Raw genomic sequence first — 26361 nt, 5'->3', positions numbered from 1 at the left:
GGGTGGGGAGCTGAGGTTGTGGGGCGTCTGGGTGGGGAGCTGAGGTTGTGGGGCGTCTGGGTGGGGAGCTGAGGTTGTGGGGCGTCTGGGTGGGGGCGGGGGCGGGCATCGGCTTCACGGTGCCGTCCGGGCGCCCCGCGCGCCCGGGCCCGGCCCCGAGGCGCCTCCGCCCGCCCCCGCCCCCACCCAGACTCGCAGAATCTCAATGACCCACAACGCCGGGTAGAGTGGAGTTCTTGCCCCATTAGGCTCCAGCAGGGTGCAAGGAAAGACAGTACAGGGCCGCCCGCGCGCGCCGCCCCCCGCGGCCCGCGCAGGCATAAATGAAGCGGGATGGCGGGAGTATGAAGGGGTGGCCGGAGTATGAAGGGGTGGCGGGTGCTGGGGCTGGCGCTGCGGTCGGCGCCTGGGCCGGTGCTGGAGCCGGCGAGATCGGTGTCTGACTCCCCGACAGGGGTGTCAGACACCTTCCGCATCTCCGCGCTGCTCCCAACCGACAACGTACCTCACCCCCACCTGCCGGCGTCTGTCATTGCCGACGGTACGAGGGCCAGGATCGGTGTCTGACTCCCCGCAGGGGTGTCAGACACCTTCCGCATCTCCGCGCTATTCCCAACCGACAACGTACGCCGCCCCTACCTGCCGGCGTTTGTCATTGCGGACGGTACGACCCATTGCGCGAATTGTTCTTCTGTGACGTAGCCCAGGGCCAGTGCGGCGTCTTTGAGGGATAGGTTTTCTTTGTGCGCTTTTTTGGCGATCTGGGCGGCCTTGTCGTAGCCGATGTGGGGGTTCAGGGCGGTCACCAGCATCAGCGAGCGTTCGACGAGTTCGGCGATGCGTTCGCGGTTGGGTTCGATGCCGGCGGCGCAGTGCTGGTCGAAACTTGCCATGCCGTCGGCGAGCAGGCGCACGGATTGCAGGAAGTTGTGGATCACCAGCGGCTTGAATACGTTGAGCTCGAAATTGCCGCTGGCTCCGCCTATGTTGATGGCGACGTCGTTGCCCATGACTTGCGCGGCCACCATGGTTATGGCTTCGCACTGGGTGGGGTTGACCTTGCCCGGCATGATCGAGCTGCCCGGCTCGTTCTCGGGAATGCTGATTTCACCCAGGCCCGACCGCGGTCCGCTGGCCAGCCAGCGCACATCGTTGGCGATTTTCATCAGCGCGGCCGCCAGCGCCTTGAGCGCGCCGTGGGCGAACAGCAAGGCCTCGTGGGACGCAAGCGCCTGGAACTTGTTGGGCGCCGATACGAAGGCCGATCCGGTGTCGTGCGCCAGTTCGGCGCACACGCGCGCGCTGAATTCGGGATGCGCGTTCAGCCCCGTGCCGACCGCCGTGCCGCCGATGGCCAGCTGGTGCAGTCCGGGCAGCGTTGCGCGCAATTGCTGTTCGGCCAGGTCAAGCTGCGCGACGTGCCCGGACAATTCCTGCCCCAGCGTCAGGGGCGTTGCGTCCTGCAGGTGCGTGCGGCCGATTTTCACGATGTCGTAGAACGCCGCGCTCTTGGCGGCCAGCGTGCCGCGCAGCGCCTTCAGCGCCGGCAACAGGTGATGTTCGATCTGCAGCGCCGCGGCCACATGCATGGCCGTGGGGAAGGTGTCGTTGGACGATTGCCCGCGGTTGACGTGGTCATTGGGATGCACCTTGCGCGCTTCGCCTCGCTCGCCGCCCAGCAACTCGGACGCGCGGTTGGCCAGCACCTCGTTCATGTTCATGTTGCTCTGCGTGCCCGAGCCTGTCTGCCAGACCGACAACGGAAACTCGTCGGGCCACTTGCCGGCGACGACTTCATCGGCCGCCTTGACGATCGCGTCGGCAATTTGGCGGTCGAGCTCGCCCAGATCGGCGTTGACTTTGGCGGCTGCCCGCTTCAGGCTGGCCATGGCGTGTACCAGCGGCGCCGGCATGCGCTCGGTTGAAATGGCGAAGAACTGCAAAGAGCGTTGCGTCTGGGCGCCCCACAGATGGTCGGCGGGAACGTCAATGGGACCAAAGGTGTCTTTCTCGATACGGGTTTTCATGTCGGAGGCTTCCTGGGATCGCCCACGGAACGAACGCCGCGAGCCGAGCTCAAACGAGAATAAAAATCAATACGATGATAGCAGACCGCCTGGCTACCTATAATCCGGGCACGTCCATCCGTTTTACCACTCCGCCCACGCCATGTCCGTTCCGCCGCGCAACCTGACCCTGCATTTGCCCGATGAGGCCGCCACCGAGGCGCTGGCGCGCCAGTTTGCGCCGCTGGTGGGTGGCGCGGGCGGCCTGCCGGCAGGCGGGCGCATTCATCTGCAGGGCGACCTGGGCGCAGGCAAAACCGCGTTCACCCGGGCACTGTTGCGTGCATGCGGCATCCAGGGCCGCATCAAGAGCCCAAGCTATGCCCTGCTTGAATCTTATAAAGTTTCTAACTTATACTTCTATCACTTTGATTTTTATAGATTTAGCGATCCGCGCGAATGGTTGGACGCAGGTTTTCGCGATTTGCTGCGCGATGACGCGGTTGTCCTGATCGAATGGCCCGAGCGTGCCGAAGGCTTATTACCCCCTCCGGACATGCAGATTTCCCTGGCCTATGCCGGCCCGGGCCGCGATGCCACCCTCACCGCCCATACCGCCCGAGGACAAACATGGTTGAACGCGATTGTCCCAACGCCCCAGGCGCCCTCTCCTCCCGCGGCGCCCAGCGCCGACGCCTGATCAGCGTCGCCACCACGCTGCTCGTCCTTCCCGTACTGCCGCGGCTGGCCAGCGCCGCCACCATCCTGGCCGTGCGCACCTGGCCGGCCGAGGAATACACCCGCGTCACCCTTGAACTCGACAGCGAACTCAAGGCAGAACATTTCACGCTGGAAAATCCGCACCGGCTGGTGGTCGACCTGGAAGGCCTGCAAGTCAGCAGCGCGCTGAACCAGCTGATCTCCAAGGTGCGCCCCGACGACCCGTACATCCAGGCGCTCAGGGTGGCGCAGAACCGCCCCAATGTCGTGCGCCTGGTCTTCGACCTGAAACAGGGCGTGGCGCCCCAGGTATTCACGCTCAAGCCGGTGGGCGACTACCAATACCGCCTGGTGCTCGACCTGTATCCCAAGGTGGCGCAAGACCCCCTGATGGCGATGCTGAAAAAGCAGGCCGGCCCCGACGTCGACGATCCTCTGGCGCGCATTCTCGAAGACATCGCACGCAATCCCGGCGCGCCCCCCGCTCCCGCCCCGCAGGCGCAGGGGCAGGAACCGCCGCCGGCCATCGCCATGCCCAAGCCGGCGCCCGAGCCCGCCCGTCCGGCGCGCCGCAAGCGCATGCTCACCATCGCGCTGGACCCCGGCCATGGCGGCGAAGATCCGGGCGCCATCGGCAAGAGCGGCCTGCGCGAAAAAGACGTGGTGCTGCGCATTGCCCGGCGCCTGAAAACGCTGATCGACGCACAGCCCAATATGCGGGCCTACCTGACGCGCGACGACGACTATTTCGTGCCGCTGCATGTGCGCGTCCAGAAGGCGCGCCGCGTGCGCGCCGACCTGTTCATTTCCATCCATGCCGATGCGTGGATCAAGCCCACCGCCAGCGGCTCGTCGGTATTTGCGCTGTCACAGCGGGGCGCCTCGAGCACGCAGGCACGTTGGCTGGCCAACAAAGAAAACGCCGCCGACCTGATAGGCGGCGTCAACCTGGGCAGCCACGACAAAAACGTCGCCAAGGTGCTGCTTGATCTGTCCACCACGGCGCAGATCAATGATTCGCTGCGGCTGGGCGCGGCTTTCCTGGACGAAATCAAGAAAATCAACCGGCTGCACAAGCGCCAGGTCGAGCAAGCGGGTTTCGCGGTGCTCAAGGCTCCCGACATCCCTTCTATCCTGGTTGAAACAGCGTTCATCAGCAATCCGCGCGAAGAAGCGCTGTTGCGCTCTTCCAGCCACCAGCAGAAACTGGCCGAGGCGATGATGACGGGCATCCAGCAATACTTCGTTGCCAATCCTCCCATCGCGCATATTGCCGACGCCAGCTAGCGCCCGCAAAATAATCGTCCAAGACGCAAGACGCGCGCGGACGCAGAGCCGACGACTGACATCATTTCCCCAGCCGGAGACTGATCATGACATCGCCTGCCAGCGAGCCGCCGCGTCTTTTTCCCACCCTGCTGTGCAATGACGCCGAACGAATGATCCAGTGGCTGGTCGACACAGTGGGTTTCACGGAACATGTGGTGTACCGGCATGGCGGCGTGGTCGTACACGCCGAACTGGCCTTCGGATCGTCGATATTGATGCTGGGCCAGCATCGCGATCATGCGTACAGCCAACTGGTCGGCAGCCTGGAAGGACGCCGCACCGATTCGCTGTACCTGGCGGTGGACGACGCCGACGCGCTATATGAAACCCTGCGGGGTGCGGGCGCGCACATCGAAAGGGCAATCGCCGACACCGATTTCGGCAGCCGCGAATTTTCGTGTCGCGACCCGGAACTCAACCTGTGGACGTTCGGCACTTACTGGCCCAAGACCGGCAACCCGCCGGCACAGCAATAAGCGCGCTTGTCGCGCCCGGTCAGTCTCGCAAGCGGCGGGCTCGCGCCAGCCTGAACAATGCCGCGCCCGTCACCGGCACCATGGCCGCCGCCAGGCCCGCCAGCACGATCGTGTTCAAGTGATCTCTGACCAGCGGGATATTGCCGAAAAAATACCCTGCCGCAACAAGGCCGCCCACCCACAGCGCCGCGCCCCCTGCATTGAACAACTGGAAGCGCAGCAGGTTCATGCGGCCCACGCCCGCCACGAACGGCGCGAACGTGCGTACCACGGGCACGAAGCGTGACATCACGATGGCCTTGCCGCCGTGCCTTCTGCAGAACAGGCGCGTACGCAGCAGCGCGGCGCGGTCCAGAAGGCGCGCGTTCTGACTGAACACGCGCGGCCCGATGGCGCGTCCGATGAAGTAGTTCACCGTATTGCCCGCGGCTGCCGCCATCATGAGCAACCCGCCCAGCCACAAGGGGTCGAGCGCGCCTGTGGCCCCGAACGCGCCACCGACGAACAGCAGCGAATCCCCCGGCAAGAATGGCGCGATGACCAGCCCGGTCTCGGCGAAAACAATCACGAACAGCGCCAGGTAAACACCCGCGCCATACTGCTGCACCCAGACGCCCAGCGCCTGGTCGATGTGCAGCACCATCTGAAGAAAGTCGAGCATGCCGTTACCGTAGATCATGACACCGGGCGTGCAGACTATAGCGCAAGGCCCCCCGGCGGTCCGTCGGCGCCTCGTGGCGGGCCCGCGCCGGCGGGCGGCTAAAATCACCACATGCCCGATTCCACCCAGCCGCATTCCATGTCAGAACGCCGCGCGATCGCCGCCCTGCCCGACCTGCTGATCAGCCAGATCGCCGCAGGCGAAGTCATCGAACGGCCTTCGTCGGTGCTGAAAGAAGTACTCGAAAACGCTATTGATGCCGGCGCCCGTGCCATCGAGGTGCGGCTGGAAGGCGGCGGTATCCGGCGCATTGCCGTCACTGACGACGGCGCAGGCATCCCGCCCGAAGAACTGCCGCTGGCGCTGACCCGCCATGCCACCAGCAAGATTCGCTCGCTGGACGAACTGGAATCCGTCGGTTCTATGGGGTTTCGCGGCGAGGCGCTGGCCTCGATTGCCTCGGTGGCGCAGCTTACGCTGATTTCGCGCACGCGCCAGGCGCAGCACGCCTGGCAGATCGACGGCCACAGCCTTCAGGTGACCCCCGCATCCGGCCCGCCGGGCACCACCGTCGACGTGCGCCAACTGTTCGATTCCGTGCCGGCGCGACGCAAGTTCCTGCGCGCCGAAGCCACCGAGTTCGGCCACTGTGTCGACGCGCTGGAACGTATCGCGCTTGCCCATCCCGGCATTGCGTTCCGGCTGTTTCACCACGACCGCGCGCAACGCCAGTGGCTGCCCGCCGACGCGGGGCAGCGGATCCGCGACGTGCTGGGCGCCGAATTCGTCGAGCATGGCCTGCCGCTCAGCGCCGCGGCCGGCGCCATCAGCCTGGCCGGCATGATCACCCGCCCCACCGCGGCCCGTGCGCGGGCCGACCGCCAGTACCTGTACGTCAACGGGCGTTTTGTGCGCGACCGCACGGTCAGCCACGCATTGCGCGCCGCCTATGCCGATGTGCTTCATGGCGACCGGCAGCCGGCCTATGTGCTGTACCTGGATATCGACCCCGGCGCCGTGGATGTCAACGTGCATCCGGCCAAGCACGAAGTGCGCTTCCGCGACAGCGGGGCGGTGCATCGGTTCGTGGGCCAGGTGGTGGCGCAGGCGCTGGCGCAGACTGGCGGCGCCTCGGCCGTCGCGGCCCCGGCAACCGCGCTGCCAGCGCAGCCGGCCGCGGAAACCGCGGCCGACGCGCGGCGTCTCGTGCCGGGCGAACACCCCCTTGCCCCGACGCATGATCGCCCCCATGCGCAGACGTCGACGGATGGGCGCGCCGCACGCCCGCACACCCAGGTGCCATTCCGCCTGCATGCCGAACCCGCCGGCGTGCCCGCCGCCGACTGGCGCTCGCTGTACCGGCCACTCGATGCGGCGCCGCCCCCGCAAGCCGCCACCACGCGCGAACCGCAGCCGGCGCCGGCCTCGCTGCCGGTGGACGAGGAACATCCGCTGGGCATGGCGCTGGCGCAGCTGCATGGCATATACATTCTGGCGCAGAACCGCCGGGGCCTGGTGCTGGTGGACATGCATGCAGCGCACGAACGGGTGGTGTACGAACAGCTCAAGAATGCACTGGATGCCCGGGAACTGCCCCGCCAGGACTTGCTCGTGCCCGTGGTATTCCACGCGCACGAAAAGGACGTGGCGCTGGTCGAAGAAAACCAGGAACAGCTCGCCGGCCTGGGTTTCGACATGCGGCCGTCGGGGCCCGCGTCGATCGCGGTGCGCTCCGTACCCGCCCTGCTCGCGCGCGGCGACATCGAAACGCTGGCGCGCGCCGTATTGCGCGACCTGGCCACCGTGGGCGTATCGCGCCTGATGACCGAGCAGCGCAACGAACTCCTGGCCACCATGGCCTGCCATGGTTCGGTGCGCGCCAACCGCCGCCTTACCATCGAAGAAATGAACGCACTATTGCGCCAGATGGAAACGACGGAGCGCGCCGATCAGTGCAATCACGGACGCCCTACATGGGTGCAGTGGTCATTATCCGACCTCGACAAACTGTTCCTGCGCGGGCAATAGCCATGCCCGATCATCTGACTTGCCCGCTCGCAGCGGCCATGCCCTCATGAACGCCGGCGCGCCCATCATCTGCCTGGCCGGACCCACCGCGGCCGGCAAGAGCGCGGCGACACTGGCGCTTGCGCAACGCTGGCCGATAGAAATCATCAACGTCGATTCGGCCACCATCTACCGCGGCATGGATATCGGCACGGCCAAGCCTACGCCCGCCGAACAGTCCCGGGTGCCGCAACATTTGCTCGACATCCGCGACCCCGCGCAATCGTATTCGGCGGCGGAGTTCCGCGCCGATGCGCTGCGACTGATCGCCGATATCCGCGCGCGCGGCCGCATGCCGCTGCTGGCCGGCGGCACCATGCTCTACTACAAGGCGTTGCGCGACGGCCTGGACGACCTGCCGCAGGCGGACCCGACGCTGCGTGCCGAACTCGAAGACAGGGCGGGTCGGCTGGGGTGGCCGGCGCTGCATGCCGAGCTCGCCGCGCTCGATCCGCCGACGGCGGCGCGCCTGGCGCCCAACGACAGCCAACGCATCCAGCGCGCACTGGAAATCTGCATACTGAGCGGCCAACCCATGTCGGCGCTGTTGACCGGCCGGCCAGGCCGGACGGACCCTTCGTCAGAGTACCGGTACGTCACCGTCAGCATGGAGCCGTCTGACCGAGCCGCGCTGCATGCGCGCATTGCGCAACGGTTCGACGCCATGCTGGCGCGCGGCCTGCTGGACGAGGTGCGCACCCTGCATGCGCGGGGCGACCTGCATCCCGGGCTGCCATCGATACGCTGCGTGGGCTACCGGCAAATGTGGGAGCATCTGGACGGCGCGACAGATCTGGCCGCGGCCCGAGAGCAGGCCATCGCCGCCACCAGGCAACTGGCCAAACGCCAGCTGACCTGGCTGCGCGCCCAACCCCAACGAACCATCGTGGATTGCCTGGCGGCCGACGCGACGGCCCGCGCAGTCGATGCCGTGGCAGCAGCCCTGAACATCGGCGCGGAGCCCGACCGCGCCTGAACCGCGTGGCGCGCTTCGGCGCCTGATGCTTGCCGAGAGAGCGCGTGGCGTGTATCGGCGTCTGACGCTTGCCGGAGGGTGTCTGACACCTTCGGAGTCAGACACCGAAACTATGTGAGGTCAGTGCACTTCGGAGTCAGACACCGGAACAACTTTGTGGGGTCGGTTCACTTCGGAGTCGGACACCGAGCCTCTCAACCAGGTGTCTGACTCCGAAGGTGTCAGACACCGCCTGCTGTGTGTACCGCGCGGCCCAAGCGCCTGCGGGCACCGCGCACGCCATTTATGCCCGTCAGACCACCACGGTCTGGGCCATGCCGGGCTGCTGGTCGACGATCTCGCCAAGGCGGCTGACTGTTTCGCCTTGCGCCGTCAAGGTGGCGGCAATTGCGTCGGCCTGGTCGGCGGCGACCACGATCACCATGCCGATGCCGCAGTTGAAGACGCGGTGCATTTCGGTATCGGCCACGTTGCCCTGCTGCTGCAGCCACTGGAACAGCTGCGGCATTTGCCACGCATCGCGATGCAGCCGGGCCGAGAGGCCGGCGCGCAGAATGCGCGGCACGTTCTCGAGCAGGCCGCCGCCGGTGATGTGCGCCAGCCCCTTGATGCCGCCGCGATGCGCCGCCATGGCTGCCAACACCTGCTTGACGTAGATGCGCGTGGGCGCCATGACCACGTCGGCCAGCGGCTGGCCGTGGAAATCCTGGTCGGCACGTGCGCCGGCCCGCTCGATGATCTTGCGCACCAGCGAATAGCCGTTCGAATGCGCACCGCTGGACGCCAGGCCCAGCACCACGTCGCCCGGCTGGATCGACTTGCCGTCGAGAATTTCGGACTTTTCCACCGCCCCTACTGCAAAGCCGGCCAGGTCGTATTCGCCATCGGGATACATGCCCGGCATTTCGGCGGTTTCGCCGCCGATCAGGGCGCAACCGGCGAGTTCGCAGCCCCGCGCGATACCGCCGACCACGGCAGCCGCGGTGTCCACCGCCAGCTTTCCGCAGGCGAAGTAGTCCAGGAAGAACAGCGGCTCGGCACCCTGCACCAGGATATCGTTGACGCTCATGGCGACTAGGTCGATGCCCACGGTGTCGTGGCGGTTCCATTCAAAGGCCAGCCGCAGCTTGGTGCCGACTCCGTCGGTGCCCGACACCAGCACCGGCTCGCGGTACTTCCCGGGCACCTGGAACAAGGCGCCGAATCCGCCTATGCCGGCCAGCACGCCGGGACGCATGGTGCGCGCAGCCAGGGGCTTGATGCGGTCGACCAGGGCGTCGCCCGCATCGATATCGACGCCGGCGTCGCGGTACGTCAGGGGGGCGGAAGGTTGATTAGTCATGAGAAAAACCGTGGGGTATGTAACAATTGCGGGGTTTACGGGGTGCCGAGCCGGCATTTTACGATGCCCTGGCGTTTGTTATCGTGCGATGCGGCCGGCAACGGCCTGACCGTCCCGCTTCGTCCTTATTTTCGTCCATGACCCGCCAGCTGCTGCTCGACGTACTGCCCGCCCCCGCCCCCACGCTGCAGAACTATATCGCCGGCCCCAACAGCCAAGCCCTGGCTGCCGCCATCGGGCTGGAACCGGGCCGCGCGCTGTATTTGTGGGGCGCCGCAGGCTGCGGCCGCAGCCATCTGCTGCGCGGACTGGCCGCCTTGCCGGGCGCGGTGTATATCGATGCGTCGCAAGACCCCCGGGCGCTTCGCCGTCTGGCCGATGCCGATTCCGCGACCCCCATGCCGCCGCGCATCGCGGTAGACGACGTGCATCGCATGAGCGACGCACAACAGGCCGCGCTGTTCGCCTTGTACAATCGGTGGCGCGAATGCGCGGCCACCAGCCGCGCATTCGCCTTGGCCGTTGCGGGCGATCGCGCACCCTTGTCCATGCCGTTGCGCGAAGACCTGCGCACGCGCCTGGGCTGGGACCTGGTCTTCCGGCTCGAGCCGCTTTCCGATGCCGACAAACTGGCAGCACTGGCTACGCAGGCCGCCGAACGCGGGCTGCAACTTGCGCCCGAAGTCATACAGTGGATGCTGACGCACCGCGAACGCGACATCCGCAAGCTTGCCGCGCTGCTCGACGCCCTGGACCGCTATTCCCTGGCCACCGGCCGGGCCATTACCATTCCGCTGCTGCGCGCCATGCTTGCAGACCCCGACACACAAACACCATGACGCCCCGAAGACTCGCGCTGTTCGACCTGGACCATACGCTGCTGCCGCTGGACAGCGACTATCAATGGGCCGACTTCCTGGCGCGCACCGGCCGGGCGGGCGACCCCGAAGAAGCGCGCCGCCGCAACGATGACCTGATGGTGCGCTACAACCAGGGGCAGCTCAGCGCCGATCAGGCGGCCGAATTCATGCTGGGCCTGCTGGCGGCCCACACGCCGTTCGACCTGGCGGCATGGCACGAAGAATTCATGGCCGAAGTCGTGCGCCCCGACATCGCGCCGCAGGCGCTGCAACTGGTCGACCAGCACCTGGGCGCAGGCGACCTGTGCGCACTGGTCACGGCCACCAACAGCTTTGTCACCGCGCCCATTGCCCGCGCATTCGGGGTGCCCCACCTGATCGCCACCGAGCCCGAATACCGCAACGGACGCTACACCGGCCGCATCCACGGCACGCCCAGTTTCCAGCATGGCAAGGTCGTGCGCGTCAACGAATGGCTGGCCGGCATGGGGTTGAAGCTTGCCGATTTTTCCGAATCGTACTTTTATAGTGATTCCACCAACGATGTCCCGCTGCTCGAGGCCGTGACCCGGCCGGTAGCCACCAATCCCAGCCCGTCGTTGCGAGAAATCGCGCGGGCACGCGGCTGGCAGGTGCTCGATCTGTTCGAGCACATGGAAGATGCCAAATCCTAAATGATCACCGAAACCATAAAAAAATTCGTCGGCCGGCTGTTCAAGCCGGTAGCCCGCGGGCCGCAACGCATCCCGCGCGACAAGCACGGCATTGACCGCCGCAACGTATCGCGGCATGCCATCAAGGTATGCGACGTATTGCGCCAGCATGGCTATTCGGCGTATATCGTGGGCGGCGCGGTGCGCGACCTGATCGTGGGGCTGGAGCCCAAGGACTTCGACGTGGCCACCGACGCCACGCCCGAACAGATCCGCCCGCTGTTCCGGCGCGCCCGCATCATCGGCCGGCGCTTCCAGCTGGTGCACGTGGTGTTTGGCCCGGAAATCATCGAAACGTCCACCTTCCGGGCGCCCGCGTCCCAGGACCAGGAAACCGATGAGCACGGCCGCATCCTGCGCGACAACGTGTTCGGCAGCCACGAAGAAGACGCCGCGCGACGCGACTTCACCATGAACGCGCTGTACTACGACCCCCATACGGAAGAAGTCATCGACTTCCACCAGGGCGTGCACGACCTGAAAAAGCGGCAGGTGCGCATTATTGGCGACCCGGCGCAACGCTATCGCGAAGATCCTGTGCGCATGCTGCGCGCTGTGCGTTTCGCGGCCAAGCTCAACGGCACGATCGATCCGGCCACGCGCGAACCCATCGGCACCATGGCAAGCCTGATCGAAAACGTGCCGGCCTCGCGCCTGTTCGACGAAATGCTCAAGTTGCTGACCTGCGGGCACGCCATGGACTGCCTGCGCCAGTTGCGCGCCGACGGCCTGCACCACGGCATGCTGCCCCTGCTGGACGTCGTGCTGGAGCAGCCGGGCGGCGAGAACTTTGTCGAACTGGCACTGGAACGCACCGACAAGCGAGTGCGCGCGGGCAAGAGCATCAGCCCCAGCTTTCTGTTCGCGGCGCTGCTGTGGCAGCAGGTCGATTCGCGGTGGAAGCAATTGCGCGCCCAGGGCGAGCACACGATACCCGCGCTGGTGCGCGCGGCCGATTCGGTGCTGGACGAACAGACCGAAAAGCTGGCGATCCAGCGCCGGTTCTCGTCCGACATGCGCGAAATCTGGTTCATGCAGCCGCGTTTCGAACGACGCTCGGGCAAGGCGGTTTACCGCTTGATTGAACAACCGCGCTTTCGCGCCGCCTGCGATTTCCTGCAACTGCGCGCCGCCGCCGGCGAGTTCGACAGCGTGCTGGCGCAGTGGTGGATGGACCTGGCCAACGCCGACGACGCCGGCCGCGCCGAGATGATCGAAGAGCTCGCCCGTCTGCCTCGCGACCCGGCCGAAGCCAGTGCGCCACGCAAGCGGCGCCGCCGGCCGCGCCGTCCGCCGGCGGCCCACGCCACGCCGTCCGAATGAACGCGCCGGTGCGCGCCTATGTGGGCCTGGGCGCCAACCTGGGCGACGCCGCGGGTACGCTGCACACCGTATTGCGCGAATTGGCCGCCACGCCCGGCATCCAGGGATGCCAGGCGTCGGGGTTTTATCGCACGGCTCCGGTCGATGCCGGCGGCCCGGATTTCATCAATGCGGTGGCCGCGCTGGATACCACGCTGGCGCCGCTGGCGTTGCTGGATGTGCTGCAGGCGCTGGAAGCCCGTCACGGACGGCAGCGCCCGTACAGAAATGCGCCGCGCACGCTGGACCTGGACTTGCTGATGCATGGCGACACCGCCATGCAGTCCGAACGCCTGACCCTGCCCCACCCGCGCATGCACCAGCGCGCCTTTGTGCTGGCGCCCTTGCAGGAATTGACGCCCGCGCTGGTGCTGCCGCAGGGGCCGTTGCCGACACTGCTGGCGGCGCTGACCGACCAGCCGATTGAACGCCTGTAGTAGCCACCGTGAGCGGGGGCGGCAGGCAGGGCGAGGCATGAAACGGTGTGTTGACCTGAAGGTGTCAGACACCGTGTATTCGTTTGGACGTGAAGGTGTCTGACACCCTTCGGGAGTCAGACACCATGTATACGTCTCGACGCGAAGCGGCCAGACACCATGTATTCGTCTCGACGCAAAGGCAGACGCCCTTTCGTCCGGTGTCTGACTCCCGTAGGGTGTCAGACACCAGGCACCTGTTCGGCAACGCGAACGGGCTATGCGGGCGTTACGATTGTTCGCCGGCGCGTTGCAGCAGTTGCCGCGCGCGCGCGATGACGGGGGCGTCAACCATTTTGCCGTCGAGCATGAAAGTGCCCGCTCCGCTGTCGCGATGCACGGCCACCACTCGGCGGGCCCATTCCAGGTCGGCGGCGGGCGGGGCGAACGCGCCGTGGATGATGGCGACCTGCGTGGGATGGATGCACAGCATGCCGCCAAACCCCATGTCGCGCGACCGGCAGGCAGCCGCCTGCATGCCGGAGGTGTCCTGCACGCCGGGAAACACGCCGTCGAGCGGCGCAGCCAGACCGGCGGACCGGCTTTGCAGCAGCACCTGCACCCGGGCATGATCGAGCACGACCGTGGCGCCTTCGGAATCGGGGGTAAGCCCAAGGTCCAGGCCGTAGTCGAGACTGCCGAAGGCCAGGCGCCGCACGCCCGGCGTGCATGCGATTTCGGCGGCGTTGAGGATGCCGTCGGCGGTTTCCAGAATGGGCACGATGCCAATGCCCGTTTGCGCGGCATGCCGCACATGTGCGGCAGTTTCGGCCTTGGGCAGCACGATGGCCGTCACACCGGGATGGTTGCGGCAGGCCGCCAGATCGTCGTCGTGCCAGGGGGTGGATGCGTCGTTGATGCGCACCCACAGGCGCACGCCGGGCTGCGTGCCCAGGAAATCGCACAGCGCTTCGCGGGCGCTGGCCTTGGCCAGGTGCTCGACCGCGTCTTCGAGGTCGACGATGACGGTATCGGCGCCGCTGGCCAGCGCCTTGGGGATGCGTTCGGGACGGCTGGCCGGCACGAACAGGGCAGTACGGACTACGTTGGACATTACACGACCTCCGAGGCGCGCAGGCGCGCCACGGCGTCGGGCGCGTACCCCAGCCATGCTAGCACCGCATCGGTGTGTTCGCCCACGGCGGGAACCGGGTCCATGCGCGGCGTGTAGGCGTTGCTGGACGCCGGCGGCAGCAGCGATGGCAGGGCGCCCGCGGGGCTGTTGATTTCGCGCCAACGCTGGCGCGCCTGCAACTGGGGATGCGCCCAGACGTCTTTCATTTCATTGACGCGGGCATTGGCGATCTGCGCGGCCTCGAGGCGTTCGGTGACCTGCTCGATGGTCAGGCTGGCGAACGCCTGCACGATCAGGGCGCGCAAGGCGTCGCGATTCGCGGCGCGCCGGGAATTCGACGCAAAACGCTCGTCGTCGGCCAGGGCAGGCTGCCCCAGCACGCGGTCGCAGAATACGCGCCATTCGCGCTCGTTCTGCAGGCCCAGCATGATGGTGGCGCCGTCGCCCACCGGGAAGGGGCCGTACGGGTAGATGGTGGCATGGGCCGCGCCGGCGCGCGCGGGCGGCGTGGCGCCGTCGAACGCGTAGTACATGGGATAGCCCATCCATTCGACCATGCTTTCGAGCATGGACACGTCCAGGCGGCTGCCCACGCCGGTGCGCTGGCGCAGCAGCAACGCGTTGAGGATGCCCGAGTAGGCGTACATGCCGGCGGCGATGTCGGAAATGGAGCAGCCCGCCTTGGCCGGATCGTCGGGCGAGCCGGTAACCGAGACAAACCCGCTTTCGCTCTGGATGAGCAGATCGTAGGCCTTCTTGCGTTCGTAGGGCCCGCCCTCGCCGTACCCGGAGATGTCGCAGACGATCAGGCGCGGGTGGCGCACATGCAGGGCCTCGAACGACAGCCCCAGGCGCTCGGCGGCGCCCGGCGCCAGGTTCTGCACCAGCACGTCGGCCGACTCCAGCAGGCGCCGCATGACGTCGGCGGCGTCGGGGTGCTTGAGGTCGAGCGTAAGGCTTTCCTTGGAGCGGTTGGTCCAGACGAAGTGCGACGACAGGCCGCGCACGCGTTCGTCGTAGCCGCGGGCGAAGTCGCCGGCCCCGGGGCGTTCGATCTTGATGACGCGCGCCCCCATGTCGGCCAGCTGGCGCGTGCAGAAGGGAGCCGCGATGGCGTGCTCGAGGCTTACGACCGTAATGCCGTCGAGGGGACGGACGGGAATGCCGGCGCTCATGCGGAGAACCTCAGTTGTGCCTGGTGGGCCAGCGTGCCGTCTTGTTCGGCCCACAGGTCGGCCACGCCCGGTTCGCCGACACGGCCGGCAACCTGGAACGGCGCGGGCGCGATAAGCGGCCGCAACCCGCGGAACGACAGGTGCCGCAGCGTCGCAGACGGATGCGCGTGGCGAAATGCGTTGACCATCAGGGTGGCCAGCATGGGGCCATGCACCACCAGGCCGGGATAGCCTTCGGCGCCGGCGACGTAGGGATGATCGTAATGGATGCGATGGCCATTGAACGTGACCGCCGAATAGCGGAACAGCAGCACCGGCGAGGGTTCGATGGTTTCGCTCCATTGTGCCGGCGGCGGGGCTTCGGTGCCCGCCAGCCGGGGCGGCGAGGGCTGCCGGTAGACGATGTCTTGTTCTTCGTGGATGGCCAGCGTGCCTTCCTGGTGGTATTCGTGGCGCACGGTCACGAACAGCAGCGAGCCGGTGCGGCCGGTTTTTTCGCGCACGTCGGCAACGGTGGATCGGCGTTCGGCCGGCACGCCCACGCGCAAGGGAGCATGGAATTCCAGGCGGCCGCCGGCCCACATGCGGTTGCGGTCGTCGGCGGGGGGCAGGAAGCCGCCACGGGCCGGATGCCCGTCCGGCCCCACGCCTTCGAGGCCGACCGGGTTGATGAAGTAGGCCCAGTGCCACAGCGGCGGCAGCGGCGCGCCGGCTGCCGGCGCCGGGCCGCCCAGCGTGGCGGCGATACGGGCTGCGTGGCTGGCGTCGAGATTGTCGGCCACTGACTCGCCGCGGCCGATCCAGTCCGCGGGGTTGGAAGACGTCATGTTGGGATCCTTGGCTATGTCGTTGCAGGCCCAAGGATGCCCGCCCCCAGGCCATTTGTGAATTCGTATTTCTACAAGGCCGGGTTCAAGAGGCCGGAATCCGCGCCGGCGCCCGGACCGGCCCCGGCATTTTCATCGCCCCTGGAACAGCGGCGCGCGCTTTTCGGCGAAAGCGCGCATGCCTTCGAGATAATCATCGGTATAACCCAGCTGCTTCTGCAGTTCGCATTCCAGGTCGAACTGCTGCGCCAGAGTATTGCCGCTGGCCGAATGCAGTGCCTGCTTGGCGGCCCCGTATGCCCGCGTGGGCCCGCCCGCAAGCGTGGCCACCACCTGCTCGCGCGTGGCGTCGAGCGCGTCATCGGGTATGCAGCGCCAGATCAGCCCCCATTGCTCGGCCTGGCGCGCCGACACCGCGTCGCCGAAAAGCGCCATGCCCATCGCGCGCGCCGAACCCACCAGCCGAGGCAGGAACCAGGTGCCGCCGGCATCGGGCAGCAACCCGATCTTGCTGAAGGCCTGTACAAAACGCGCCGATTCCACGGCATAAACGACATCGCAGGCCAGAACCAGGCTGGCCCCTGCCCCGGCCGCCACGCCATTGACCAGGCACACCACGGGCACGGGCAGCGCGCGCAGCCGCGTGATCAGGGGTTGATAATGATGACGCAGGCCCAGGCTCAGATCGCGGCGCTGCCCTTGCGGCAAGGGCTTGCGTTCGCCCAGGTCCTGCCCCGCGCAAAAGCCCCGCCCCGCGCCGGTAATGACCAGACCGCGCAGCCCGGCGCAAGCCTCGAGGGCGTCCAGCGCGCGCGCAAGCTCCGCGTGCATGACGGCGGTAAAGCTGTTCAGGCGCTCGGGGCGGTTCAGGGTGATGACGCCCACCCCGCTTTCCAGCGCAAACCGGATCTGCTCATATGCCTGCGTCATGCCAGTTCCTCGAGTAGCGCGTACTGTTCGGCCGTATCGCCAAGCAATTGGTCGATCATCGTCAGGCGCTTGAAGTAGTCGCCGACTTCGAGCTCGTCTGTCATGCCCATGCCGCCATGCAGCTGCACGGCGCTTTGCGCCACGAAGCGCCCGGCACGCGCAGCTTCGAGCTTGGCCGCAGCCAGCATGCGCCGGCGCTGGCGGGCATCGGGTTCGCTCAGCGCGGCAGCCGCCACATAGGCCATGGAAAGGGCCATTTCCTTGGCGACCAGCATGTCGGCCAGGCGATGTTGCAACACCTGGAACGCGGCCAATGGCTGGCCGAACTGGCGGCGCGTCTTCAGGTAGTCGATGGTGATCTCGAGCAGACGCTCCATGGCGCCGGCCGCATGCGCGCACAGGGCCGCCGTGCCCCATTCCAGCGCGCAGGCCAGCGCGTCACGCGCGGCCTGGCCCTGCGCCAGCAACGCGTCCGCATCCAGCGGCGTGGCGTTGAACTCGATGCGCGCGCATCGCGTGCGGTCCAGTGTGGGCGTGTCCAGCACCGTGACGCCCTGCGCGTCGGCCGGCACGCGCAACAGCACCGGTTCGTCGTCGAGGTCGCGGGCCGATACGATCCACGCGTGCGCCGCCGCGCCATGCCAGACCAGATGCTTCACGCCGGATAGCTGCAGAATGCGGTCGGCGGCCGGCTGCACGCGGCACAGTTCGGGTTCGGTGTCGTAGCGCCGGCCGGGTTCCTGGTAAGCCAGCGCCACAATGGCCTGTCCGCTGGCCACGGCCGGCAGCCAGTCGCGCTGCGCGGCGGCGCCGGCGCAGGCCGCAATCAGGCTGGCCCCCATGACGGCGCTGGGAATCACCGGTTCGGACACCAGGCCGCGGCCCAGTTCCAGATGCACCGGCAGCAGGCTCGCCGGCGGCTCGCCGAAGCCGCCATGCTCGGCCGCAACGTTCAGGCCCAGCACGCCCAGCCCGGCCAGCTGGTTCCAGGCGCGCATGTCCAGCCCCGGGCTCGCGGCGCGGGCGCGGCGCGCCGCGAAATTCCATTCTTCCTGCATCAGCCGCCGCAGGCTGTCTGCGAGCATGCGCTGTTCTTCGGTATACGCGAAATCCATAGTCGTGTCCCGTTGCGATAGGGGCCTTACAGGCCCAGCATCATGCGGGCGATGATGCCCTTCTGCACCTCGGTGGTGCCGCCATAGATCGAAGTCTTGCGCATGTCGGCGTAGCCCGCCCCCGACGCGGCCGCCATATCGGGGCCGGGCCCCTGGAATGTCGCGTCGGCGAACATCCAGTCGGGATCGTAGGGCCAGGCATCCGGCCCGGCGATTTCCATCTGCAGCATCGCGAGGTCCTGCTGGATCTCGGATCCGCGGATTTTCAGCACCGAGGCCTCCGGCCCCGGCGTGTCGCCGCGCGCCGCCGCCACGCGCAGCAACAGCATTTCCAGCGCCATGATGTCGGTCTCGACGCGCGAGATGCGGTCGCGCATGCGGCTGTCCTGCAGAATGGGCCGGCCGCGCAGCTGAGTGCGCGCGGCCATGTCTTTCAGGATTCCGAGCTCGCGATAGCAATGCCCCAGGCCGGCGATGCCGGTGCGCTCGTGGCCCAGCAGGTACTTGGCGTAGGTCCAGCCCTGGCCGGGCTCGCCCACCAGGTTCGCCGCCGGCACGCGCACGTTTTCGAGCCAGACTTCGTTGACGTCGTGACCGCCGTCCAGCGTGCGTATCGGCCTGACGCTAACGCCCGGCGAACGCATGTCGATGAGCAGCATGGATATGCCGCGCTGCGGCTTGGCCTGCAGGTCGGTGCGCACCAGGCAGAACATCCAGTCGGCATACTGCGCCAATGTAGTCCAGGTTTTCTGGCCATTGACGAGGTAATGGTCGCCGTCGAGTTCGGCGCGGGTTTTCAGCGAGGCAAGGTCGGACCCCGACCCCGGTTCGGAGTAGCCCTGGCACCACCAGTCGTCTACGCGGATGATGCGGGGAAGCAGGCGCCGCTGTTGCTCGGCGCTGCCGAATTTCATAAGCACCGGGCCTATCATGGTCAGGCCGAACGGCAGCAGGCGGGGCGCCCCCGCCTTGAAGCACTCGACCTCGAAGATCAGGCGCTGGATGGCGTTCCAGCCCGTGCCGCCGAACGCTACGGGCCAGGTGGGCGCGCCCCAGCCATGGTCGGCCAGCACGCGATGCCAGCGCACATAGTCGTCGCGCTCCAGGCGCTGGTGGCGCAGCACCTTGTCGCGGATATCTTGCGGCAGTTTTCCTTGCGCGAACGCGCGCACGGTTTCGCGGAAGCTGCGTTCTTCCGGCGTCCAGCTCAGGTCCATGTTTGTCTCCTTCAAGCCATATCTAGCCACGACGCAGGCGCCGCGGCAATCTGGCTCTCTGGAACCGGGGGTTTTGCGCAAATGAAGCACGGGGCCGCAGCGTATGGCCACACAAAACCCCTGCTTCGGCAATGAAGAATGGTCAAGCCTGCCGGCGGGCCGGACACTTCCGCCATTGTCTTCAACCCTGGTTTTGTGGTTTTCGATGTCCGATCGTATTCATCATTTGTTGCAGCAACAGGCCGAGCGCCAGCCCCAGGCCATTTTCCTGTACGAAGAAAGCGGCGCCACGGTGCGCTATGGCGAAATGTGGGCCCGCGTACAGGCGGCGCGGGAATGGCTGGCCGGCCAGGGCGTGCAGCCCGGCGACCGCGTGGCCGTCGTGGGCGAGAACTGCGCCCAGATGATCCAGGCGCTGTTCGCCTGCAGCCTGCTGGGCGCGTGGCCCCTGGGACTGAACGCGCGACTGAGCCCGCGCGAGATCGATGTCATCGCGACGCATGCCGAACCGGCATTGACCCTGTACACCAGCCATATCTCCAGCGCCGCTGCGAGCCACGCGCGCGCGGCCGGGGCGCGCCCCGCCGACGCGCAAGTATGGAACGGCGACATCGAATACGCCTTGCCGGCGCAGCGCCCTGCCCCCGAAACCGGCGACCTGGCAGGCCAGGTCGCCACCCTGATCTACACATCGGGCACCACCGGCGCGCCCAAGGGCGTCATGGTTCCGCATCGCGGCCTGCTGCATTTCGCGCGCGTGTCGGCCACCTCGCGCCGCCTGGGGCCGGAAGACATCAGCTACGCAGCGCTGCCGATGTCGCATATTTTCGGCATTGCCACGGTGCTGCTGGCCACGGTGCATGCCGGCGCACGCCTGGTGCTGCGCAGCCGCTACGACCCGCAGGACGTGCTCGGCGCGCTGCAGGCGCCCGGCCTGAGCATCCTGCAGGGCGTGCCCACGATGTTCACCCGCCTGCTTGCCGTGGCGCCCGAGCAGGGCGTACCCGCCCCGCGCCTGCGTTACCTGTATGCGGGCGGCGCCGCGCTGGACCCCACGCTCAAGCGCCAGATGGAAAATTACTTCGGCCTGCCGCTGCACCATGGCTATGGCATCACCGAATACGCGGGGTCGCTCTTCATTACCCGCGCCGACGCACCGCGCGACGACTGCACCGCCGGCTATGCGGTAGAGGGCGTGGAACTGCGGCTCGGCTCGCCCGATGCGGGCCCTCCCAAGGCAGGCGAAAAGGGCGACATCCTGGTGCGCGGGCCGGGCGTGATGCTGGGCTATTACCGCAACCCGGAGCAGACGGCGAAGGCGCTGCTGCCCGGCGGCTGGCTCAATACCGGCGATATCGGCTACGTGGACGAAGAAGGCGCGCTGTTCATCGCGGGGCGGTCCAAGGACTTGATCATCCGTTCGGGCTTTAACGTGTATCCGGCCGAGGTAGAAGCCGTCATCAACGCCTTTCCGGGCGTACGCATGTCGGCGGTGGTGGGCCGCCTGGAAGCCGACCAGAACGAAGAGGTGGTGGCGTTCGTGGAACCTCAACCCGGCGCACCGGTGGATACCGACGCCCTGATGACACACCTGCGCAGCCAGCTCGCGCCGTACAAGCGCCCCGCGCGCATCATTTCCATCGAAGCCATGCCTACGACGGTAAGCGGAAAAATACTCAAGCAGCCGCTGCGGGAACGGCTGGGATGACAGAGCAACACTCCCCGCAATAACAGCACAACAAGGAGACAATCATGAACATCAGAAACCTGCTGCGCGCCACCGCGCTTACCATGACGCTGTGCGCCATGGGCACCGCGGCCCAGGCCCAAGGCAAGTATCCCGAGCGGCCCATCAGGCTGCTGGTGGGCTACGCGCCGGGCGGGCCGGTAGACACCACGGCGCGCGTGTTCGCCAAATACCTGGGCGACAAGCTCGGCCAGTCGGTGGTCGTTGAAAACCGCGCAGGCGCCAGCGGCATGATCGCGTCCGACGCCGTCGCCAAGGCCTCGCCCGACGGCTATCTGCTCAGCTTTGCCGCCAGCCCGTCGCTGACGATCTCGCCCCTGGTGCAGAACAGCAAGCTGTTCGATCCCCGCAAGGATTTCACCCCCATCGGCATGGTGGTCGACTATACGAACGTGCTGCTGGTGGGCCCGCAAGTCAAGGCCAGGACGATTGAAGAACTGATCCAGTTCGCCAAGGCGAACCCGGAAGCGGTCAGCTTCGGATCGGCCGGCGTGGGCGCATCGAACCATCTGTCGGCCGAACTGCTGAAGCTGCAGGCCGACGCGCCAATGCTGCATGTGCCCTATCGCGGCAACTCGCCAGCCATGATGGACGTGGTAAGCGGCAAGATCACCTTCATGTTCGACATCACCAGCACGGCCATTCCGTTCATCCAGAGCGGCAAGGCGCGCGCGCTGGCGGTGACCTCGCGCACGCGCAACCCGGAACTTCCCGACGTGCCCACCATGATCGAAGCCGGCCTGAAAGACTACGAAGTGGTCGGCTGGTATGCGCTGATGGCCCCGCCCAAGCTGCCCGATGACGTCAGGAACCGGTTGGCGGAGGCTTTGTCGGCGGTGTCGCAGGATCCCGCCTTCCGCAAGGCCATGGTCGACGGCGGCTACACCGTCAATGACGGCGACGGCAAGGCCGTGCAAGACCGTATCGAGCGCGAATACGCCATGTGGGCCGACGTCATCAAGTCGGCCAACATCCAGACCAACTGACCCCGCCTGCTGCCGATGTCCGCCTTGCAATTCCTGCGATCTTGCACCCGCCTGCCGGTTATCGGCGCGCCCATGTTCCTGGTGTCCGGGCCGGACCTGGTCATTGCACAGTGCGCCGCGGGCATCGTCGGCACGTTTCCGTCGCTCAATGCGCGCCCCCAGGATGCACTGGGCGACTGGCTGACCCGCATCGAAGCCGGGCTGGCGGCGCACCGCCGGGAGCATCCCGGCGCGCTGGTGGCGCCCTACGGCGTCAACTTGATCGTGCACCCCAGCAACGCCCGCTGGCAAGGCGACCTGCAGATCTGCGTAGACCACAAGGTGCCGTTGATCGTCACATCGCTGCACGCGCCCGATGCCGTCGTGCAGGCCGTGCGGCCCTATGGCGGCCTGGTGTTCCACGACGTCACCACCGTACGCCACGCGCGTCGTGCGCTGGACGCGGGCGTAGACGGGCTGATCCTGGTGGCCGCCGGTGCGGGCGGCCACGCCGGCGTGCTCAATCCGATGGCGCTGGTGAACGAAATCCGCTCTTTCTACGATGGCCCGCTGGCCCTGTCGGGCTGCATCAGCCACGGCAAGGATGTGCTTGCGGCGCTGGCCATGGGATGCGACTTCGCCTATATGGGCACGCGCTTCATTGCGACGCAGGAATCGCTGGCCTCGGATCGGTACCGTGAGATGGTGCTGCAGGCCGGCGTGGACGACGTGCTCTACACGCCGTTCTTCTCGGGGGTTCCGGCCAATTACCTGATTCCCAGCATCGCCGCCGCGGGACTCGACCCCGACAATGTGCGCACACGCCAGGACGACACGGTGGACCTGGACAAGCGCAATCGGCCCAAGGCCTGGAAAGATATATGGAGCGCCGGCCAGGGCGTGGGCGCGGTGCAGGAAATCCTTTCGACTCGGGCCCTGGTAGACCAGCTGGCCGGCGAGTTCAACGAGGCCCGCCAGGCCATCGGCGCGCTGGCGCCGGCCTGAACGATGCGCCGGCCCGGCCGGCCCGTCGCCACCCCGCAAACGACAGGCGCCTGGCCCCCAGGCTGGAGGCCAGGCGCCGACGCAATGCGAATGGGCGCCCGCGCCGGCTTTGCCGCCGGCCCGCCGGTTATTCCACCTTGATTCCCGCCTCTTTGATCACCTTGCCCCATTTATCGATTTCGGCCTGCAGGAAAGCGCCGAATTCCGCGGGCGTGCCGGGCTTGGGCTCCGCGCCGGCGGCCAGCATGCTCTTGGCGGCTTCCGGATCACGCAGCACACGCACCATGTCGGCATTGGCCTGCTTGACGATATCGGCGGGCGTGCCGGCCGGAGCAAGCAGGCCCGACCACGAATACGCCTCGTACCCCGGCACGCCGGATGACGCGATGGTCGGGATGCCGGGGAACAGTGCCGAGGGCTGCGGGTTGCCCACGCCCAGCGGGCGGATCTTGCCGCCCTGCAGGTGCGGACGGGCCGAGGGGCCGTCTGCGAACATCACCTGCACCTGGCCGCCCAGCAGGTCCTGCATTGCGGGCGCGCTGCCGCGATACGGCACGTGCTGGATCCGAGTGCCCGTCATGCTGTTGAACAGCTCGCCCGCCAGATGCGTGCCGCCGCCCGTGCCGGACGAGCCGAACGACAGCTTGCCCGGGTTCTGCTTGGCGTAGGCGATCAGTTCCTGCACGGTGTTTACCGGTAGCGACTCGTGCACCACCAGCACAATGGGAAACACCGCCGCCATGCCTACCGGCACGAAATCTTTCGTGATGTCGTAGCTCAGATTGCCGCGCAGGCTGGGCAGCACCGCGTGGTGGATCGACGCAAAGAAGTAGTGATAACCATCGGGCTCGGTCTTGGCCGCGGCCTGCGCGCCCACAATGCCGCCCGCCCCCGCCTTGTTGTCGACCACCGCCGCCACGTTCCAGGCCTGCGCCATGGGCTGGGTCGTCAGGCGCGCGGTGGTGTCCACCGGGCCGCCCGGCGGAAAGGGCACGATGAAATTGACGGGGCGCTCGGGCCATTTGGCTGCATGGGCCTGCAGCGGCAGGCAGGCGGCCGCCCAGGCGGCGCCCAATGCAGTGACCAGGCGCCGGCGTTGCACATTTTGCATAGGGGAGTCTCCGATTTTCTTGGTGCGCGCAGTCGCTGCCGCGCCGCGCTTGCCGGATATTATTCGCGCGGAAGATCGAAATTCCGATTCTTTTTTGCCGAACCCCCCGTTCAGTTCGGCCCGGAGGGACGCCCCCAGACGCCCGCCATCATTTGCCGGTGTCTGACACCAAAGCAACGCAACCGACAAAAGGTCTCTCCGCTCTTGACGGTGTCTGACACCAAAGGTGTCAGACACCCCCCCCAAAAAAAGCAACGCAGCTGACAAATGCCTTCACGAGGCGCGGGCGGCTGCCTGTACGTGGGTGATGAACTCTTCGACAAAACGCGGCATGTCGCGGCCGCGCTGGCGGCACAGCAGGCGGTCGCGCTGCGCCCACGCGTCTTGCAGACGCACCACATGCAGGGCCTGGGCCCTGCTGTAGCGCGCCGCGCAGGCGCGCGGCACCACGGCGATGCCCGCTCCCGCCTCGACCATGCGGCACACCGCCTCGAAACTGCCTACGTGCACACGCTGGCAAAGGCGCTTGCCCAGGCCCGATGCAATGTCTTCCAGGAAAGTCTGGATCGCGCTGTTGGGGTGTATGCCCACGAACTGGTAGTCGTCGACCACGTCCACGAAACGTACCGACGCGAGCTGCGCCAACGGATGGGTGAGCGATGTGACGATGGCCAGCTCATCGCGGAACAAAGGCATCACGTCCAGGCCTTCGACATCGATATTGCCCGCCACAATGCCCAGGTCGGCCGCGCCGGCCCGGATGGCCAGCACGATATCGCCCGAGATCTTTTCTTCGAGCTCGATATCCACGTCGGGATTCCCGGCCAGGAAAGTGGACATGGCGTCAGCCAGGAATGAGTTCGTGGCGGTAGTATTTGCCAGCAGCCGCAATCGCCCCTTGATGCCGCTGGCATAGGGCTGCAGGTCGGCGTTCAGGCATTCGAGCTGGCGGAAGACCGCATGCGCGTGCCGAAGCAGCACTTCGCCGGCGGGCGTGAGCGACACGCCGGTAGCCTGGCGCACCAGCAGGCGCGCCTTGAAGGCTTCTTCCATGTTCTTGATGCGCGCGCTGGCGGCAGGCAGGGAAAGAAACGTGCGCTCGGCGGCACGCGTCAGATTAAGGGTCTCGCCTACGTTTACAAATAGACGCAGGTCGGTGAGGTCATGTCTCATGTTCCAGCACGCAAAAGGGGGGGGTCTTTAATTTTGAATTCCGCTGCCCTGTCGTGAAATCTACCATGCAGCATAACGTGGGCGTATACGCCCCTCTTAAGGAGACACCATGAGCGGCATTGTTGCAGGGAAAGTAGTGGTCGTAACGGGCGCCGGCGGCGGCATCGGGCGCGGCATCGCGCTGGCCATGGCGGCCGCGGGCGCCAAGGTGGTCGTCAACGATATCGGCGTATCGCTGCAGGGCGAAGGCGGGGGCGCGGGCCCCGCGCAGTCGGTGGCGCAGGAAATCCTGGACGCAGGCGGCCAGGCATGCCCCAACACCGACAGTGTCGCCTCGTATGAAGGCGCGCACAACATCATCAAGACGGCGGTCGACACCTATGGCCGCATCGACGCGGTGGTCAACAACGCCGGCAACCTGCGCGACCGGGTGTTTCACAAGATGAGCGAAGAAGAATGGCGGCAGGTGCTCGACGTGCACCTGAACGGCACCTTCTTCATGAGCCGCGCGGCGGCGCCCTATTTCCGCGAGCAGGAATCGGGCGCTTTCGTGCACATGACGTCCACCTCGGGCCTGATCGGCAACTTCGGCCAGGCCAACTACGCCGCGGCAAAACTGGGCATCGTGGCACTGTCCAAGTCCATCGCCCTGGACATGGCGCGCTACAACGTGCGCTCGAACTGCATCGCGCCGTTCGCCTGGAGCCGCATGACCAGCTCCATCCCCGCCGAGACCGACGCCGAAAAAGCGCGCGTCGAAAAACTCAAGAAAATGGAGGCGGGCAAGGTTGCCCCGCTGGCGGTATACCTGGCCAGCGACGCAGCCAGCGAGGTCACGGCGCAGATCTTCGCCGTGCGCGCCAACGAAATCATGCTTTTCAGCCAGCCGCGCCCGGTGCGCAGCGTGCACCAGAGCGAGGGCTGGACGCCGGAACTCATCGCCGACATCGCCATTCCGGCCATGCGCAAGCAGTTCTATGCACTGGAGCGCTCGCCGGACGTCATCGACTGGGACCCCATCTGAGGCCGCGCC

Annotated in this window: 24 protein-coding genes; 13 read left to right on the top strand and 11 right to left on the bottom strand. The window is 66.8% G+C overall.

Annotated features, from left to right (window positions below):
- Nucleotides 1-635: 635 nt before the first annotated feature.
- The gene (fumC, locus tag CAL18_RS02730) at nt 636-2027 is read right to left on the bottom strand and encodes a class II fumarate hydratase (protein WP_094817284.1); all 1392 of its coding nucleotides are present in this window, start codon (nt 2025-2027) and stop codon (nt 636-638) included.
- A gap of 142 nt (nt 2028-2169) precedes the next feature.
- Between fumC and tsaE the strand changes: the two genes are divergently transcribed.
- The 3 genes from tsaE (at nt 2170) to CAL18_RS02715 (ending at nt 4531) form a co-directional block, all read left to right on the top strand.
- Nucleotides 2170-2706: a tRNA (adenosine(37)-N6)-threonylcarbamoyltransferase complex ATPase subunit type 1 TsaE gene (tsaE, locus tag CAL18_RS02725; protein ID WP_094796000.1), complete on the top strand. Its 537-nt coding sequence runs from the start codon at nt 2170-2172 to the stop codon at nt 2704-2706.
- The gene (locus tag CAL18_RS02720) at nt 2637-4013 is read left to right on the top strand and encodes an N-acetylmuramoyl-L-alanine amidase (RefSeq protein ID WP_026640934.1); all 1377 of its coding nucleotides are present in this window, start codon (nt 2637-2639) and stop codon (nt 4011-4013) included. The genes tsaE and CAL18_RS02720 overlap by 70 nt, the downstream gene beginning before the upstream one ends.
- An 86-nt stretch (nt 4014-4099) precedes the next feature.
- Entirely contained in the window at nt 4100-4531 is a 432-nt protein-coding gene (locus tag CAL18_RS02715) for a VOC family protein (protein ID WP_026640935.1), read from the top strand.
- A 19-nt stretch (nt 4532-4550) separates the two neighbouring features.
- Here the strand turns inward: CAL18_RS02715 and CAL18_RS02710 are convergent, their stop codons facing one another.
- Complete coding sequence (locus CAL18_RS02710) at nt 4551-5192, bottom strand: VTT domain-containing protein (protein ID WP_094817289.1); 642 nt, start codon at nt 5190-5192, stop codon at nt 4551-4553.
- 138 nt (nt 5193-5330) lie between these two features.
- Between CAL18_RS02710 and mutL the strand changes: the two genes are divergently transcribed.
- Both mutL and miaA read left to right on the top strand, forming a co-directional pair.
- Nucleotides 5331-7220 carry a DNA mismatch repair endonuclease MutL gene (gene mutL / locus CAL18_RS02705; RefSeq protein ID WP_094817288.1) on the top strand — a complete coding sequence of 630 codons (1890 nt, stop codon included), beginning with the start codon at nt 5331-5333 and terminating at the stop codon, nt 7218-7220.
- A gap of 46 nt (nt 7221-7266) precedes the next feature.
- Entirely contained in the window at nt 7267-8235 is a 969-nt protein-coding gene (miaA, locus tag CAL18_RS02700) for a tRNA (adenosine(37)-N6)-dimethylallyltransferase MiaA (RefSeq protein WP_094817283.1), read from the top strand.
- A gap of 292 nt (nt 8236-8527) precedes the next feature.
- On the opposite strand, the gene purM is transcribed toward miaA, so the two are convergent.
- Nucleotides 8528-9577, bottom strand: coding sequence for a phosphoribosylformylglycinamidine cyclo-ligase (gene purM, locus CAL18_RS02695; protein ID WP_094817282.1), 1050 nt, complete (start codon nt 9575-9577; stop codon nt 8528-8530).
- A gap of 137 nt (nt 9578-9714) precedes the next feature.
- On the opposite strand from purM, the gene hda reads away from it, so the two are divergent.
- Genes hda through CAL18_RS02675 form a run of 4 tightly spaced genes read left to right on the top strand, consistent with a single transcriptional unit; the run spans nt 9715 to nt 12949 of the window.
- Nucleotides 9715-10416 (top strand): DnaA regulatory inactivator Hda, encoded by a 702-nt coding sequence (gene hda, locus CAL18_RS02690; RefSeq protein WP_026640940.1) that lies wholly within the window; start codon nt 9715-9717, stop codon nt 10414-10416.
- Nucleotides 10413-11111: an HAD family hydrolase gene (locus CAL18_RS02685; protein ID WP_026640941.1), complete on the top strand. Its 699-nt coding sequence runs from the start codon at nt 10413-10415 to the stop codon at nt 11109-11111. The genes hda and CAL18_RS02685 overlap by 4 nt, the downstream gene beginning before the upstream one ends.
- Complete coding sequence (gene pcnB / locus CAL18_RS02680) at nt 11112-12473, top strand: polynucleotide adenylyltransferase PcnB (protein WP_094817281.1); 1362 nt, start codon at nt 11112-11114, stop codon at nt 12471-12473.
- Nucleotides 12470-12949 carry a 2-amino-4-hydroxy-6-hydroxymethyldihydropteridine diphosphokinase gene (locus CAL18_RS02675; protein ID WP_094795998.1) on the top strand — a complete coding sequence of 160 codons (480 nt, stop codon included), beginning with the start codon at nt 12470-12472 and terminating at the stop codon, nt 12947-12949. The genes pcnB and CAL18_RS02675 overlap by 4 nt, the downstream gene beginning before the upstream one ends.
- Nucleotides 12950-13217: 268 nt before the next feature.
- On the opposite strand, the gene CAL18_RS02670 is transcribed toward CAL18_RS02675, so the two are convergent.
- From CAL18_RS02670 to CAL18_RS02645, 6 genes are all read right to left on the bottom strand, one after another.
- On the bottom strand, nt 13218-14042 hold the full coding sequence (locus CAL18_RS02670; RefSeq protein WP_026640944.1) for an HpcH/HpaI aldolase/citrate lyase family protein: 825 nt from the start codon (nt 14040-14042) through the stop codon (nt 13218-13220).
- On the bottom strand, nt 14042-15238 hold the full coding sequence (locus CAL18_RS02665) for a CaiB/BaiF CoA transferase family protein (RefSeq protein ID WP_094795996.1): 1197 nt from the start codon (nt 15236-15238) through the stop codon (nt 14042-14044). The genes CAL18_RS02670 and CAL18_RS02665 overlap by 1 nt, the downstream gene beginning before the upstream one ends.
- Nucleotides 15235-16065 (bottom strand): FAS1-like dehydratase domain-containing protein, encoded by an 831-nt coding sequence (locus CAL18_RS02660; protein ID WP_094817279.1) that lies wholly within the window; start codon nt 16063-16065, stop codon nt 15235-15237. The genes CAL18_RS02665 and CAL18_RS02660 overlap by 4 nt, the downstream gene beginning before the upstream one ends.
- A gap of 132 nt (nt 16066-16197) precedes the next feature.
- Complete coding sequence (locus CAL18_RS02655; protein ID WP_094817278.1) at nt 16198-16995, bottom strand: enoyl-CoA hydratase; 798 nt, start codon at nt 16993-16995, stop codon at nt 16198-16200.
- Complete coding sequence (locus CAL18_RS02650) at nt 16992-18110, bottom strand: acyl-CoA dehydrogenase family protein (RefSeq protein ID WP_026640948.1); 1119 nt, start codon at nt 18108-18110, stop codon at nt 16992-16994. The genes CAL18_RS02655 and CAL18_RS02650 overlap by 4 nt, the downstream gene beginning before the upstream one ends.
- Before the next feature lie 26 nt (nt 18111-18136).
- Nucleotides 18137-19327 (bottom strand): acyl-CoA dehydrogenase family protein, encoded by a 1191-nt coding sequence (locus CAL18_RS02645; RefSeq protein ID WP_094795993.1) that lies wholly within the window; start codon nt 19325-19327, stop codon nt 18137-18139.
- Between the two features lie 205 nt (nt 19328-19532).
- On the opposite strand from CAL18_RS02645, the gene CAL18_RS02640 reads away from it, so the two are divergent.
- The 3 genes from CAL18_RS02640 to CAL18_RS02630 are packed head-to-tail and all read left to right on the top strand — an operon-like array spanning nt 19533 to nt 23044.
- Nucleotides 19533-21035 (top strand): class I adenylate-forming enzyme family protein, encoded by a 1503-nt coding sequence (locus CAL18_RS02640; RefSeq protein WP_026640950.1) that lies wholly within the window; start codon nt 19533-19535, stop codon nt 21033-21035.
- A gap of 44 nt (nt 21036-21079) precedes the next feature.
- Nucleotides 21080-22060 carry a Bug family tripartite tricarboxylate transporter substrate binding protein gene (locus tag CAL18_RS02635; protein WP_094817277.1) on the top strand — a complete coding sequence of 327 codons (981 nt, stop codon included), beginning with the start codon at nt 21080-21082 and terminating at the stop codon, nt 22058-22060.
- Between the two features lie 15 nt (nt 22061-22075).
- Nucleotides 22076-23044: an NAD(P)H-dependent flavin oxidoreductase gene (locus tag CAL18_RS02630; protein ID WP_038852583.1), complete on the top strand. Its 969-nt coding sequence runs from the start codon at nt 22076-22078 to the stop codon at nt 23042-23044.
- Nucleotides 23045-23171: 127 nt separating this feature from the next.
- Here CAL18_RS02630 and CAL18_RS02625 read toward each other — a convergent pair whose 3' ends face one another.
- Together CAL18_RS02625 and CAL18_RS02620 are read right to left on the bottom strand one after the other, a co-directional pair.
- The gene (locus tag CAL18_RS02625) at nt 23172-24155 is read right to left on the bottom strand and encodes a Bug family tripartite tricarboxylate transporter substrate binding protein (RefSeq protein ID WP_094795991.1); all 984 of its coding nucleotides are present in this window, start codon (nt 24153-24155) and stop codon (nt 23172-23174) included.
- Between the two features lie 273 nt (nt 24156-24428).
- Nucleotides 24429-25328 carry a LysR substrate-binding domain-containing protein gene (locus tag CAL18_RS02620; RefSeq protein ID WP_026640954.1) on the bottom strand — a complete coding sequence of 300 codons (900 nt, stop codon included), beginning with the start codon at nt 25326-25328 and terminating at the stop codon, nt 24429-24431.
- Nucleotides 25329-25437: 109 nt separating this feature from the next.
- Between CAL18_RS02620 and CAL18_RS02615 the strand changes: the two genes are divergently transcribed.
- Nucleotides 25438-26352 (top strand): SDR family NAD(P)-dependent oxidoreductase, encoded by a 915-nt coding sequence (locus CAL18_RS02615; protein WP_026640955.1) that lies wholly within the window; start codon nt 25438-25440, stop codon nt 26350-26352.
- The last annotated feature ends 9 nt before the right edge of the window (nt 26353-26361 follow it).

The sequence above is a fragment of the Bordetella genomosp. 7 genome (assembly GCF_002261415.1).
In the GTDB taxonomy this organism is placed as follows: domain Bacteria; phylum Pseudomonadota; class Gammaproteobacteria; order Burkholderiales; family Burkholderiaceae_B; genus Bordetella_A.
Note: the sequence above shows the minus strand (reverse complement) of the source record. Positions and strands in the feature narration are given on the sequence as shown.